General features: G+C 66.7%; 12 protein-coding genes and 1 pseudogene. 8 read left to right on the top strand and 5 right to left on the bottom strand.

The window, feature by feature from the left end:
* The coding region (locus CG471_RS25715) for a carbohydrate porin (protein WP_099234218.1) at positions 1-1,214 on the top strand (1,214 nt) is incomplete at its 5' end.
* A 6-nt stretch (positions 1,215-1,220) separates the two neighbouring features.
* Here CG471_RS25715 and CG471_RS25710 read toward each other — a convergent pair.
* On the bottom strand, positions 1,221-3,092 hold the full coding sequence (locus CG471_RS25710) for a bifunctional sugar phosphate isomerase/epimerase/4-hydroxyphenylpyruvate dioxygenase family protein (protein ID WP_099234217.1): 1,872 nt from the start codon (positions 3,090-3,092) through the stop codon (positions 1,221-1,223).
* 102 nt (positions 3,093-3,194) lie between these two features.
* On the bottom strand, positions 3,195-3,674 hold the full coding sequence (locus tag CG471_RS25705; RefSeq protein ID WP_099234216.1) for a cytochrome c: 480 nt from the start codon (positions 3,672-3,674) through the stop codon (positions 3,195-3,197).
* A gap of 213 nt (positions 3,675-3,887) precedes the next feature.
* On the opposite strand from CG471_RS25705, the gene CG471_RS25700 reads away from it, so the two are divergent.
* From CG471_RS25700 to CG471_RS31515, 7 genes are all read left to right on the top strand, one after another.
* Positions 3,888-4,541, top strand: a complete 654-nt coding sequence (locus tag CG471_RS25700; protein ID WP_010338492.1) for a TetR/AcrR family transcriptional regulator — start codon at positions 3,888-3,890, stop codon at positions 4,539-4,541.
* Positions 4,542-4,615: 74 nt separating this feature from the next.
* Positions 4,616-5,797, top strand: coding sequence for an MFS transporter (locus CG471_RS25695; protein WP_099234215.1), 1,182 nt, complete (start codon positions 4,616-4,618; stop codon positions 5,795-5,797).
* A gap of 145 nt (positions 5,798-5,942) precedes the next feature.
* Complete coding sequence (locus CG471_RS25690; RefSeq protein ID WP_099234214.1) at positions 5,943-7,121, top strand: amine dehydrogenase large subunit; 1,179 nt, start codon at positions 5,943-5,945, stop codon at positions 7,119-7,121.
* A gap of 2 nt (positions 7,122-7,123) precedes the next feature.
* The gene (locus tag CG471_RS25685; RefSeq protein WP_099234213.1) at positions 7,124-7,657 is read left to right on the top strand and encodes a MauE/DoxX family redox-associated membrane protein; all 534 of its coding nucleotides are present in this window, start codon (positions 7,124-7,126) and stop codon (positions 7,655-7,657) included.
* Between the two features lie 4 nt (positions 7,658-7,661).
* Entirely contained in the window at positions 7,662-8,264 is a 603-nt protein-coding gene (locus CG471_RS25680) for a methylamine utilization protein MauD (protein WP_099234212.1), read from the top strand.
* Positions 8,265-8,290: 26 nt separating this feature from the next.
* Positions 8,291-8,836 (top strand): methylamine dehydrogenase light chain, encoded by a 546-nt coding sequence (locus tag CG471_RS25675; RefSeq protein WP_017498892.1) that lies wholly within the window; start codon positions 8,291-8,293, stop codon positions 8,834-8,836.
* Positions 8,837-8,848: 12 nt separating this feature from the next.
* Positions 8,849-9,403 carry a hypothetical protein gene (locus CG471_RS31515; RefSeq protein ID WP_257211688.1) on the top strand — a complete coding sequence of 185 codons (555 nt, stop codon included), beginning with the start codon at positions 8,849-8,851 and terminating at the stop codon, positions 9,401-9,403.
* A gap of 275 nt (positions 9,404-9,678) precedes the next feature.
* Here the strand turns inward: CG471_RS31515 and CG471_RS25665 are convergent, their stop codons facing one another.
* The 3 genes and pseudogenes from CG471_RS25665 to CG471_RS25655 all read right to left on the bottom strand — a co-directional run.
* Positions 9,679-12,012: a TonB-dependent receptor gene (locus tag CG471_RS25665; RefSeq protein ID WP_099234211.1), complete on the bottom strand. Its 2,334-nt coding sequence runs from the start codon at positions 12,010-12,012 to the stop codon at positions 9,679-9,681.
* An 84-nt stretch (positions 12,013-12,096) separates the two neighbouring features.
* The gene (gene acs / locus CG471_RS25660; RefSeq protein ID WP_099234219.1) at positions 12,097-14,055 is read right to left on the bottom strand and encodes an acetate--CoA ligase; all 1,959 of its coding nucleotides are present in this window, start codon (positions 14,053-14,055) and stop codon (positions 12,097-12,099) included.
* 11 nt (positions 14,056-14,066) lie between these two features.
* Positions 14,067-14,318 (bottom strand): annotated as a pseudogene (locus CG471_RS25655) (TonB-dependent receptor); the annotation flags it as partial.

The raw sequence follows: 14,318 nt of genomic DNA, 5'->3' as shown, positions 1-14,318 counted from the left end.
CGCCCCCACCCCCGCCGCCGGCCGCGCCCCAGCCCGGTTGGCGCACACGGCTCAAGGACAGCGGCGTCAACCTCACCTTCTCCTATGTCTCCGAAAGCGCCGCATCGATCAGCGGCGGGCGCGATCAGGGCGCAGCCTATACCCAGCAATTGCTGGCATCGGCGGTCGTCGATACCGGCAAGGCGTTCGGCCTTTCAGGCGGGAAGATCATCGCGACGATCATCCATCGCAAGGGGCAGGATCTGACCGCCACCCGCATCGGCAATCTGTTCGAGGTGCAGGAACTGTTCGGCGGCGGGCAGGATCTGCGCCCGGCGGAACTCAGCTATGAGCAGCAGTTGAACGGCGGCCGGACCGCGCTCAAGATCGGCCTCTATCATACGGGCGACGATTTCGCGACCTTGCCCTCGGGCTGCCAGTTCCAGAATTTCGCCTTCTGCCCACGCCCGACCACGCTCTTCTACAATAGCGGCTTTTCCGGCTTCCCGATCCCGCGCTGGGGCGTTCGCGCCCGGCAGGACATCGGCCATGGGCTGAGCATCAGCGTCGCCGCCTTCGAAGTGAACAGCATCCGCGCCCAGACCGGCAATGGCTGGCAACTGGCGCCGCGCTTCGACAGTGTCGTCCTGCCGGTCGAACTGGGCTGGAAGTCGGGCCAGGGCGCGGGGCAATTGCCCGGCCTGGTCCGGGTCGGCGGCCTGATCGATACCACCGACAAGCCCGACGTCTATGCCGACGCCAATGGCGATTCCTACGCCCTGTCCGGCCTCGCCCCGGCCACCCGGCGCGAACGGTGGAGCGCCTGGGCCATGGCGGAAAAGATGATCGTCCGCTTCGGCCCCGGCGAACGCGGCCTGTCGCTGTTCGGCACCATGACCCTGTCCGACCGGGCGACCGCGCGCGTGCCCCTGTTCCTGAGCGGCGGCTTCGTCGCGCGCGGCCTGTGGGACAATCGGCCCAGGGACAATTTCGGCCTCGGCCTCGTCTATGCCAGGGTCAATCCGCGCATCGCCGATCGCCAGCGCGACCAGCAGTCGTTGGGCCAGGATGTCGATCCCCAGCGCTGGGAAGCAAGCGGCGAAATCTTCTATGGCTGGCAGGCGACCCGTGCATTGCTGCTGCGCCCCAACCTCCAATATATCCACCGCGTCGGGGCGACGAGCCGCTATCCCGATGCGGTGATGGCCGGCATGACGATCAAGCTGATCCTCTGACCCCGCTCAATCGACCGGATTCTCGTCGCGGAACCGGTTCTGTGCGGCCAGCCGGACCCCGGCATTGGGTGCGCCATAGCCCGTATAGCCACTATCGCGCTGGACGAACTCGAAGAAGAACAGCTTGTCGAAGGCGCGGCTGTAGAGCTGCCAGAAGCCGTGGCCATCGGCATCCTCGTCATAGAGGATGCCCAGCGCCTGCATCCGCGCCACCAGCGCATCGTCAAAGCCGAAGCGCGCGGCGATGTCGGCATAATAATTAGCCGGAATGGTCAGCACCGCCGCGCCCTCGTCCCGCAATGCCTGCGCGGTCGCGAAGATATCGTCGGTCGCCAGCGCCACATGCTGATAGCCGCCGCCAATTCCCTGGTCGAGGAAGCGGGACGACAGCGTCTCGCGCGCGTCCGACGCATTGAGCGTCACGCGGAAGGCGCCGTCGGGCGCCTGCAAGGCCTGGCTATGCACCAGCCCCGACGGATCGATCACATCCTGCGCCGCCTTGGCCTCAAGCCCGAACAGGGCGCGCCAGTAAAGCTGCCAGGACAGGAACTCGTCATTATGAACGACGGCAGCGAGATGGTCGAAGCCATGGGCATGGACCGGCGCATCGGGCTCCGCCTCGATCGCCTGGAACTCGCGCGCCCACAGCCCTTCGACCTCATTATCGTCGATCAGATAGACCAGGCTGCCGCCGACCCCGCGCAGCGCCGGCATCGCCATGCGGCCGGGGCGCCCTTCCGCGCTATAGGCCTTGATCCCCAGCGCCGCCGCGCGCGCCTGCACCGCCGCCTTGTCTCTCACCCGCACGCCGATCGCGCAGATGGACGATCCATGCGCCGCACGATAAGCGCTGGCAAAGCCCTTGGGCTCGGCATTGACGACCAGATTGACGCCGTCCTGACGCCATCGCGTCACCTTCTTCTGGCGGTGCTCGCCGGCAAGGCTGAAGCCCAGTGTCGCCAGCGTGCGGCCCAGCCGCGCGGAATCGGCGCTGGCGGTGGTGAATTCCACGAACTCGGCGCCCAGCACCGGCTCCGGCGCGGGCATGGTCGACGGGCGCCCCAACTGCCGCAGCGCCGCGTCGCGCACATAGTCGAGCGAACGATGCCCGTCCTCCGCCACCAGCGTCGCGGCATTGGAGCGGAACCGGTCGTTGAAGATTTCCAGCGACAGTGGCCCGTCATAGCCGGTGGCCAATATCTCCGCGACGAAGCCGGCGACATCCAGCCCACCCTGCCCCGGCAGGTTGCGGAAATGGCGGCTCCAATAGAGCAGGTCCATGTCGAGCAGCGGCGCATCGGCCAGCTGGACGAAGACGATCTTGTCGCCACGAATCTCGCGGATGCTCTCGCTCGGAATCTTGCGCGACAGCGAATGAAAACTGTCGAGGATGATGCCGATATGGGGATGGTCGACCTGCTCTACGATCGACCAGACATCGCGATGATCGAACACATGCCGGCCCCAGGCCAGCGCCTCATAGCCCACCAATAGGCCGCGCCTGGCCGCCCGCTCGCCCAGGTCCCGGAAATCGTCGACGATCCGCTCCCGCTCCCCCAGCGAAGCGGGCGAGCAGTTGGAGCAGACCAGGATGCGATCGGTGCCCAGTTCGCCCATCAGGTCGAACTTGCGCTCGGCCCGGTCGAAGGCGCGCTGGCGCAGCGCGCCCGGCATCCCCTCGAAATCGCGGAAGGGCTGGTAGAGCATGCAGGCAAGGCCCAGATCGTCCAGCATGCGCCGCACGTCCCGCGGCGCCAATTCCGACCCGATCAGGTCATTTTCGAATATCTCGACCCCGGCAAAGCCGGCCGCGGCAGCGGCGCGCAATTTCTCTTCGAGCGTGCCGCGCAGCGAGACGGTGGCGATGGCGTTGGACATAGGGGATCTCCTTGAAGCCCCCTTATCCCACAGCCCGGCACCACCGTTTAACCGCTCAAGACCGACTATCCCATAGCATAGAGTTATAGGATGTCCGCCCGATCAGGACGGGATCAGCCCCTTGCCCGCCAGCCGGCCGCGCTCGGCCGCGACCTGCGCCGCGGTCTGCTTGCCGCCTGCGCGCACCTTGGCGACCTCCGCTGCGGTGAAGGGCGCGGCGGGCTTGGCCGCCTTCTTGAGCGACACCGCATGATTGAGCACATCGGCAATATCCTGATCGGACATGGTGCCCATGCCGGGCATCAGGCCGGTGATCTTCCTGTCGTCCACGGTGATCGGGCCGTAAATGCCATAGAGCAACACCATGGCGAGATAGCGCCGTCCTTCCGGACTGGTCGCGATCTGCGCCACTCGGCCATTGAGACGCGGAAACTGGCCCGGCAGGCCCGCGCCCGAGGGCTGATGGCACATGGAGCAGCGATTGGCGAAGGTCTGCGGACCGGTCGCCTGTGCCGCCCCCGGCAACGCGATCGCCCCGACCGCCAGCAGAGAGAATGTGACGCGCTTGATACCCTGAATCATCGCCTGAAATGTCCCCGCACATATTGACGTTTGCCCCGGAAGCCGCCCCCGCCAGGGTGCCGCACCGGATTTCACGCCTCTTCCCAAGATTATGTGGATGAGTGAATACTGGACAGTCTTCAAATATTCGTCAAGCCCGCCGTTGCGAGCGATGCGCAAAGGGTGGCGAACCGGGCCGCGCCGTGGTAGGAGGACCGCCAAGGCAGATGTGATATGATACTCGCTCCCTCACGGCCCGGCATCTATGCCCGCGGGTCCGAAACGGTGGACCAGATCCTCAAGGCGGCGCTGGACGTGCTGATCGACGAGGGTGCCGATGCCTTCACCCTGCGTCGCATCGCCGCGCGCTGCGACATGAAGGTCGGCAATGTCAGCTATCATTTCCCGCGCAAGGAAATGCTGATCCAGGTGATGCTGGACGAGATGCTGGAATCCTATGACAAGCTGCTGGAGGAGATGGTGCGCAAGCCCGGCCTCACCGCCGAGGAACGGCTCAAGCTGGTCATCATCCTGTGCCTGGAGGATATCCAGACCAAGCGCACCACCCATTTGTTCACCGAGCTCTGGGCCCTCGCCAACCAGAGCGAGTTCGTCGCCGACCGGGTGCGCCTGTTCTACAGCAAGGTGCATGAGGTGATCGGCGAATATGTCGCGCAGATCAATCCGGCCCTGACCCCGGACGAGGTGCATAGCGTCGCCCTGTTCATCAGCGCATCGATGGAAGGATCGACGCCGTTCCTGGGGCATCAGAAGCCCTGGGCGGCCAAGATGCCGGTGTTTACCGCGCTCGCCGCAATGTCGTTCGTGCATCTTGCCAAGACGGTGACTTCACGCGATCTTGCAGGGCTGATGACAGAAGCGGCCTGACGCCGCCCCAAGGGGGAGAGATGGTCTGAACGGCAGGGGCGCCACCGGCGCCTGTTCATGCTGTGGGGGCCATCATGACGCAAAGCCGTATATTGCCCGGATGGGCACCGGACCGGACCATCGCCTGCATCGCCGCCGCCGCGCTCGCGCTGCTGCAGCCCGGCATCGATCCCGTCTTCCTCACCTTGTTGACCGCAGCCACCGGGCTTGATCCGTCCGACCATGGCTGGATCGTCGGCGCGACCCAGGGCGGCATGGCGATCGGCGCGATCCTGGTCTGGCGCGGCGGCGCGCATCTGCCGACTGGCGCGCCGGCCTTCGCCGCACTGATCGCGCTGGCCGCCAGCCTGATAACGCCGGCGCTCGACGAGCTGGCAACGCTGGTCGTCGCGCGCGGCCTGTTCGGCGTCGGCATGGGCGTCGCCTATACCCATGCGATGAGCGCCGCCGCCTCGCAGCGTCCGACCGGCGCCTATGCCGCCGTCTTCCTGGTCCAGTTGCTGCTGTCCACCCTGGTCGCGCTGGCGCTGCCGGCGATCGGCGACAGCGCCGGGCCGGCCGCTGCACTGCGCCTGCTGGCACTCGCGCCGATCGGCGTGCTGCTGCTCAGCCTGCTGATGCCGGCCGCCGATCCGGCACAGTCACAAACCAGCGACGCCGATGAACGCGCGCCCACCCCGGCCCGCGCCTGGGCACTGGCCGTCGCCCTGTTCTGCTTCATCGCCGCCACCATGATGATCTGGAGCTTTTCCGGTGCGCTGGCGCTGGCCGCCGGCATTGACGACAGCGTGATCGGCGAGGCAGTGGCGATCGGATCGGTGATCGGCGCGCTGACCGCGATCGCGCTGATGCGTGAACAAAGCATCGTGCCGCTGCCGCTGACCGGCCTGCTGTCCGCCTTCTGCCTGCTCGCCCCGCTCGCCCTCACTCGCCCCGGCGCACCGACCCTGTTCATCCTGGCGATCGGCCTGCTCAATATCGGGTCGACCGCCACCATCATCCGCTTTTCCGGCCTTGCCACGGCAGCGGGCGGCGGCAGTCCGCTGTTCCGCCGCTTCGTCGCCTGCGTCCACAGCCTGGGCATGATCGCCGGGCCGGTGGCGGGATCGCTGCTGTCCGACGGGCTGGGGCAACAGGGGCTGGTCGCTGGCGCGCTGGTCGCGCTTACCGGCGGCTGTTTCGCGTTGCTGGTGGCGACCGCACCGGACAGGCTGCGCCTGCCCCGGATCGAGGGCGTGTACGAGATTATCGCTTAATTTTGTTGCGGCGCAAAAATATTTTGCGGGGAGCGCTTTCACCCTCTTGACCAATCCTTGACACTTGTCCAGCCTTCATTCCAGCGGCGAAACGCGGACCAGATGAGTCCAGCGCCGCCGCACCGATCAAGGGGGATCACGCCAGATGTCGAGCGCCGCCGTCAGGGGATTTTTCGCCACCGCCGCCATGGGTTTCGTCCTGTGCGCAGCCATCACCGCCCAAGCCGCGCCCGCCGACACCACGGCCGCGCTGGAGCCGGAAACGTCCGATGTCGTGACGATGGAGCCGCCCAAGCCCAACTGGTTCTTCGTCGACGGCGGATGGGACATGCCGGGCACCAGCATCTTCGACGGCGACAGCGGCAAGATGGTGGGCATGGTCGAAACCCGGCGCCTCGCTGACATGGCGATCGATCCGGCCGGCCAATATTATTATGTCGCCGAAACCATCTGGTCAAAGGGCGATCGCGGCACGCGGCAGGACATGGTGTCGGTCTATGACACGCGCGAACTGAAGCTGGTCACCGAAATCACCATTCCCGACCGTATCCTGATCGGATCGCGCAAGAACAACTTCATCATCAGCGACGATGGCAAGACCGGCTTCGTCTATAATCTCAGCCCCGCTTCCTCGGTAAACATCGTCGATCTGGTGAAGCGCAAGTTCGTCGCCAATGTCGAAGTGCCGGGCTGCGCCAGCATGATGCCCAATCCGGGCGTCGGCTTTTCCGCGCTGTGCGCCGACGGATCGCTCGCCACCGTGAAGCTGACCGGCAGCAAGGCCGACATTACCCATAGCGCGCCCTTCTTCTCGGCCACCGACGATCCGATCTTCGACAATTTCACCTATGACCGGAAGAAGAAGGAAACCACGTTCCTCAGCTACACCGGCCAGATCTGGACCGCGAAGCTCGGCCCGGCGCCGACCATCTCCGCGCCCTTCTCGATCCAGGCGGCCGCCGGCATCCGGCCGGGCGAAACCAAACCACTGGAGCTGAACTGGTATCCGGGCGGGCGCCAGCCGATGGCGCTGCACCGCGCGACCGGCCATCTGTTCGTGCTGATGCACATGGGCGAATATTGGTCGCACAAGGCGTCCGGCACGGAAGTGTGGGAGGTCGATCTCGCCACGCAGAAGGTGGTCAAGCGCCGCCCGCTGGAAGAGCCGATGAACAATATCGAGGTCACCCAGTCGGACAAGCCGCTGCTCATCATGGACGGCGAAAAGGGCACGGCCCTCGTCATCGACCTCGCCACCTGGGAAGAAAAGCACAAGATCGAGAAGGCCGGCGGCAGCACCATCACGGTCGTGGACCCGTCCTGACCATGGCACAGGGCCTGGCGATCGCCGCGCTGGCGGCTGCCATCGGGATCGGCCTCATCCTGTTGCAGGCGGGCCTGTCGAAGCTGCGCCATCGCATCCTGCTGCCCGGCGTGATCGCCAATTACCGGCTGCTGCCGCCGGCGCTGGTCGCGCCCGCCGCCATCCTGCTGCCGCTGGCGGAGATCGCCATCGGCGCCGCGCTGATCGCCGGCCTTGCCCCGGTGCCTGTGCTGCTTGCCATGCTGCTGCTTAGCCTCTTTGCCGGGGCGATGGCGATCAACATCGCGCGCGGGCGCAGCCATATCGACTGCGGCTGCGGACGTTCTCAGTTACGCCATCCGATCGGCTGGCCGCTGGTGATCCGCAACCTGCTGTTGATCGCGCTGGTCGCGCCGCGCCTGCTGCCCGCCCCGCCGCTGTCAGTGCTGGACATCGCCACCGCGACCGCTGGCGGCATCGCCCTGTTCCTCGCCTTCCATCTGCTCGGCGCCATCCTGGCGCTGATCGCCACGCCCGCCGCCGCCTACCGGAGATAGACCTATGCTGACCTCGCTCATCATCGCGCAGATCCTGTCCTGGGTCGCAATCTTCGCGCTCGGCATCGCCCTGCTGGCGGTCGCGCGGCAGGTCGGCGTGCTGCATATCCGCGTCGCGCCCGCCGGCGCACTCGCCACCAGCGGCGGCCCGGCGGTGGGCGACGCCATCGTCAAGATCGATACCCGCACCATCGACGGCGCGCCCGTCACGATCGGCGGCCATGCCCATGGCACGGCGCTGCGCCTCTTGATGTTCGTCTCCGCACAATGCCCGCTGTGCAAGAATATCATCCCGATGGCCAAATCCTTCGCGCGGGACGAGCGGGTCGCGCTGACCTTCGTGGGCGACGATGATGTCGCCGCCCAGCGCGCGATGATCGCCCAGCACGGGCTGGATGGCTATGCCTTCGTCAACGGGCCGGAGGCGGGCCAGGCCTATGGCATCGCCAAGCTGCCCTTCGCCGTGCTGCTCGATGCCGAGGGCACCATCCTGTCCAAGGGACTGGTCAACAGCCGCGAGCATCTCGAAAGCCTGGTCGTCGCCCATGAAATGGGGATCGCCACGGTGCAGGATTATATCGGCTCGCTCAAGGCCCAGGCGGCCTGATCGCAAGTTCAAAGGGGGTCCGTGACATGAAGAAGTTCGACGCCGACGCCATGGGGGAAAAGCTGCTGCGACGCCTCGCCGGGGGGACATCGCGCCGATCGATGCTCTCGCGCCTGGGAGCCGCCCTGGTCGCTGCGCCCGCCTTCCCGCTGCTGCCGGTCAGCCGCGCCGAAGCGGCCAAGCCCGACCGCTCGCCCGAAGCCAAGACCGCCTTTGCCCGCACCGCGCAGAGCAAGGACGAGACCAAATGCGACTATTGGCGCTATTGCGCGATCGACGGCGCGCTCTGCACCTGCTGTGGCGGCGGCATCCACAGCTGCCCGGCGGGCGCGGAGCCCTCGCCCGTCTCCTGGGTCGGCACCTGCATCAACCCGGACGACGGCAAGGCCTATCTGATCGCCTATCGCGACTGTTGCGGCAAGCCAGCCTGCGGCCAGTGCGGCTGCGACAATACCGACCGCGAGACCCAGCTCTACATGCCCCAGCTCAACAATGACGTGATCTGGTGCTTCGGCACCAGCAGCATGGAATATCATTGTTCGACCGCCGTGCTGGTCGGCGCGGCCAGCTGAGGCCAGCAGGGCATGCGGCATGCGCTGCTGATCGGATCGCTGGCGCTGCTCGGCGCGGTCGGCATCGGCCGCGCCGCCCTGCCGCCGATGGGCCTGTTGCCCAGTGCGATCACCGATCCCGATCTCGCCCGGTCCGACTATGTCGAAAATTGCGGCGGCTGCCACGGGGTGCAGGGCAGCGCCGCGCCTGCGGCCCTGCCCGAACTGCGCGGCCGGGTCGGCTGGTTCCTCTGCACGCCGGAAACCCGCGCCTATCTCATCCGCCTGCCCAATGTCGCGCTCAGCCGGATCAAGGATAATCAGCAGCTCGCCGACATGATGAACTTCGTCCCCGCCGGCCGGGCGGGCGCGCACCCTCCCGCCCGCCGCCCCCCTCCCCCCTGCACAGTGGCCCCCCTATCCCCGCCCCTCCCCCCTCCCCCCCCCCTCCCCCCCCCCCACCCGCGCCCGCCATGTCGAAACCGCGATCCGCAAATGCCATGCGCCCGCCTCGCTCCGGCAGATGTTCCCGTCTGCAGGGCGATAGCGCTGCCACGGGCACCCCTGTCCTACACGCCGCTTTTCTGATCTGTCCCTCGCCATGCGACAGATGCTGTTCCCCCTCCCCCAACCCGGCCGCCCGGCGCGTGGCAGGCGCCTATGTGGCGCGCCCCTGTCGCGTCATAGGCGCACGACAGGGGCAAGGGCGACGCGCTTCCATGCCCCTGCCCCCATTACCCCCGGCGCGGCACAGGCGCGTTACCGACGCGTCGCAGGTGCGCGACAGGCGCAAATGGCCCCGATAGGCCGTTTACACTGTGAACTTCGGCAGACGCGCGCCCGATCGCGGGCGCCGCCATGCTTCAGAATGTCGCCTTCACCCCGGCATACCAGCGACGCGGCGTCCCCGCGCCATAGGCCCTGGGATCGCTGGCCCCCGGCGCCTCCTCCAGTTCGATCTCGTCCACTTCGGTAAAGGTGCCGAAGGTCGCATAATGGCGGTCAAACAGGTTGCGGACCTCGCCGAACAGGGTGACGCCGGGAATGATGTCGATGCCGGCGCGGATATTGGCGATCAGATAGCCAGGCACTTTGGCATTCTGGTTGGCCTCGTCGCCGACCAGATATTGGCCCGACCGGGCAATCAGGTCGCCGCCAACCGACCAGCTTCGCCTGCCGCCCAGTTTGCCGGCATAGTCGAGGCTCAGCGTGGCGCTGTGGCGCGGGATGCCGGGCAGGCGATCGCCCTTGCGAACGTCGATCGTGCCGTCCTCATTCGCCTCCGGATTGGCCGGGCTGCTCAGTTCGAGCGCGCTGCGATAGGTGGCATCGGTGAAGGCATAGCTCAGGCCCGCGCTGAAACCGCCCCGGGCCGCCTTGACCGACGCCTCGACACCCTGGCGCCGGGTCTTGCCGACATTCTGGAAATAGGCCCGGCCGCGAATGTCCGACGCGATATATTGGATGTCGTCATGATTGCCGGTGCGATAGGCCGAGAGCAGCCAGTCGGCGGTCCATCCCCCGACGGCGAAGCGGCCCGAACCGCCCGCCTCCCAGCTTTTCGCCACCACCTGCTTAAGCGGCGGATCGGCGATGAAGAAATTGGTGAGGCTACATGGCGCATTCTCGTCGGCGCAGGACAGTTCGGCCGGGGTCGGTGCGCGGTTGGTCTCGGCATAGCCGGCCCGCAGCGACAGCCCGTCCGAAACCCGATAGTCCAGCTCCGCGCCGGGATTGAGCCGCTGAAAATTGTGCCGCCCGTTCAGCGCCGTGCCGATCTGGTCGACCAATTCGATCCGCGCATGGTTCCAGCGCAGCCCCAGTTCCGCCGTCAGCCCCGGCGCCAGCGGCAACCGGTCCTGCACGAAGACGCCCCAATAATCGGTGTGCGCGACCAGTCCGACCGGCGCGATCGCACCGTCCGGCTGGACGATGATCGACCCCAGCCCCTCGACGCTGCGCTCGTCCGTCATCGCCCCCAATTCGGTCGATGTATCGAACCGGGTGCGGCTGGTGTCGTAACTCATGCCGATCGCAAAATGATTGGTGCCGCCCATCAGCGCGCGATCATCGATCAACTGCACCAGCGCGCCCATCGCATCGGTCCGCGTCCGCCCCCGGTTGAGCACGCCATAGCCCTCGCCGCCCAGGCTGTCGGCAATGGCGTTGCCGTTCGCGTCGGTCAGGACCGCCTGCGCCTCGTCTCCGTCATCATCGCCACCCACCGTCTCCAGGCAGAGCAGTCCGGCAGCGTCCTCATCCTCGCACCCCTCGATATCGGCGGCATCGCCGTTGACCGTGCGCAGGGTCAGCCGCTGGGCATAGAGCGTTCCCTCGATCCGGGTCGTGTCGGACAGCGCCACCCAGGGGTGCAGGCTGATCCGGCCATAGCTGCTGCGACTGTTATCGGGCCAGGTGAAGACGGCGCGCCGGTCCGCAGCCAGCAGTTCGACCGGCGACACGCCATTGCCGGTCAGGTCGGTCTTTGCCCCGACCAGCTTGATGTGCAGCCCGCCCTTCTCCGTATCAAAGCCAAGGTCGGCATAGCCATTATAGAGATGCGACGGGCTATGATCGCGCCAGCCATCGTCATGGCTATATTGGAAGGCGCCGAACGCGCTGAAATTGCCACGCGCAAAACCGCCGGCGATGCCCGCCTCGGCATAGCCGAAACGGCCGCCGGTCGCGCTCGCCTCCAGCCCCGGATCGCTGCGCCCGTCCTTCGTCTCCAGCAGGATCGCTCCGCCCAGCGCATTGAGGCCATAGACCGGGCTGGCATCGAGCAGGCTCAATTTACGGATCGCCGCCTCAGGGATCAGGTCGAACTGGACGGTATCGCCGAACGGCTGGTTGAAACGAGCGCCATCCATATAGACGGCCAGCCCCTGCGCCTGCCCCTGCAGCGGCGAGGCGACGAAGCCGCGATAGAGAAGATTGGGCTGCCAGGGATTATTCTGCGCGTCCTGCAGCGTGATGCCGGCAATATTGCGGGTCAGTGCGCCGAGCAGGTCGGGCGTGCCGGTGAGCGAGATATCCCGACTGGAAATGGACAGCGCATCATCGACATCGATCGCCCCGCCCGGCGCCGTGACGATGATCGTCTGTGCCGGGCCAGCATCGGGCTCTTCCGCCCATGCCAGCGCCGGTATCAGCGCCACGCCCGCCAGACCCGCGCAAAGCCAGCCCTTGCCCCGCATATCCCACTCCCATCTCTGTTTATGGAAAGGACGCTAGGGAGGGCCGGCCACCGCCTCCATTATACCTTGGGTCGCATGCGAAAATCAGGCGGCAACCCCGGCGCGACTGCGCACCAGGTCCGCAACCACGCTCGGGTCGGCCAGCGTACTGACATCGCCCAGCGCCTGGGCCGACACCTCCCCCTCGGCGATCTTGCGCAGGATGCGGCGCATGATTTTGCCCGATCGTGTCTTGGGCAGGCCCGGCGCGAACTGGATCACGTCCGGCGTGGCAATCGGCCCGATCTCGCTTCGCACCCATTGGGTCAGGGTGCGGCGCAGATCCTCGCTCGGTTCCTCGCCTACATTCAGCGTGACATAGGCATAGATGCCCTGCCCCTTGATATCGTGCGGCATGCCGACCACCGCCGCCTCCGCCACGGTCGCATGCAGCACCAGCGCGCTCTCGACCTCGGCCGTGCCCATGCGATGGCCCGATACGTTGATGACATCGTCGACCCGGCCGGTGATCCAGTAATAGCCGTCCGCGTCTCGGCGGGCGCCGTCGCCGGTGGTATATTTGCCGGGAAAAGTGGTGAAATAGGTCTGGAAGAAACGCTCATGATCGTTCCAGACGGTACGCATCTGGCCGGGCCAACTGCGCGCGATCACCAGATTGCCCTCGCTCGCCCCCTCCTGCACCACGCCATCGCCATCGACGATCTGCGCCTCTACGCCGGGCATGGGGAAGGTCGCGCTGCCAGGCTTGAGGTCCGTGGCGCCCGGCATCGGCGCGATCATCGCGCCGCCGGTCTCGGTCTGCCACCAGGTGTCGATGATCGGGCAGCGCCCCTCGCCCGCAACGCCATGATACCAGCGCCAGGCCTCGGGATTGATCGGCTCGCCGACGCTGCCCAGCAATTGGAGCGACGCACGGCTGGTCTTCGCGACATGATGGTCGCCCTCCTTCATCAGCGCGCGCAGCACGGTCGGCGCGGTGAAAAGGGTGTGGACCTGATGCCGGTCGACCACCTCCCAGATGCGGCTGGGCGTCGGCCAGCTCGGCAGGCCTTCATACATCAGGGTCGTCGCGCCATTGGCCAGCGGACCATAGACGATATAGCTGTGCCCCGTGACCCAGCCGACATCGGCCGCGCACCACCAGACGTCACCGGGCCGATAGTCGAAGCAGAGCGCGTGGGTGAGACTGGCCCAGAGCAGATAGCCGCCGCTCGAATGGACCACGCCCTTGGGCTTGCCGGTGGAGCCGGAGGTGTAGAGCAGGAACAGCGGGTCTTCCGCATTCATCACCTCGGCCGGACAATCGGGCGCGACGCCGGCCATCGCCTCGTCATACCAGCTGTCGCGGCCCGGCTGCATCGCCACCGCCCCGCCGGTTGCGCGCACCACCAATACACGGCGCACGCTGGTGCAATGGTCGAGCGCCAGCGCCGCGTCGACATTGGCCTTGAGCGGCACACGCTTGCCGCCGCGTCGCCCTTCGTCCGCGGTGACGACGATGCTGGAGTCGCAATCGGTGATGCGCCCTGCCAGCGCCTCGGGCGAAAAGCCGCCGAACACGACGCTGTGGATCGCGCCGATCCGCGCGCAGGCGAGCAGCGCCACCGCCGCCTCCGGAATCATCGGCATATAGATGGTGATGCGGTCGCCCCGGCGCGCGCCTGCGTCCTTGAGCACATTGGCGAAGCGGCAAACCTCGGCATGGAGTTCGCGATAGGTCAGGCTGCGCGGGGCGTCCGCCGGATCATCGGGTTCCCAGAGGATCGCGGTAACGTCGCCCCGCTCGGCCAGATGCCGGTCGAGGCAATTGGCCGACACGTTGAGCGTGCCGTCGGCGAACCACTGGATGCCGAAATCCGCTTCGTCGAAGCTGCTTTCCGACGCGCGGGTCGGCGGCGTGATCCAGTCCAGCCGCTGCGCCTGCTCCAGCCAATAGGCATCACCGTCATCAAGCGACCGGCGATAATCGGCGGCGCGCGCCGCCTGGTTCATGCGGGCATGGGCCGCCCAGTCGGCAGGTATCGGAAACAGGTCTTCGGACATGATGGCTCCCTTCATTGGCCGAACCGCACGCCGATCCAGAGCGTCCTGGGCGTGCCCAGATCGATCGATCCACCGGCATTGCGGGTGACGACATCCTCGTCGAACAGATTTTCCCCGCGCGCGACCAGGCTGATACCATGGCCGATCGGCAGCCGGGCGAGGGCGTCGAGCGTCAGCGCATCGGGCAGCACATCGCTCTGCAGATCATCCTCATATTGCTTGGCCGTGTAGCGCAGCGTCGCCGACAGTTCCGGCCCGGCTTT

Source organism: Sphingobium sp. IP1, assembly GCF_002708645.1.
Lineage (GTDB): Bacteria > Pseudomonadota > Alphaproteobacteria > Sphingomonadales > Sphingomonadaceae > Sphingobium > Sphingobium yanoikuyae.
This window is presented reverse-complemented; position numbering and strand designations above follow the sequence as displayed.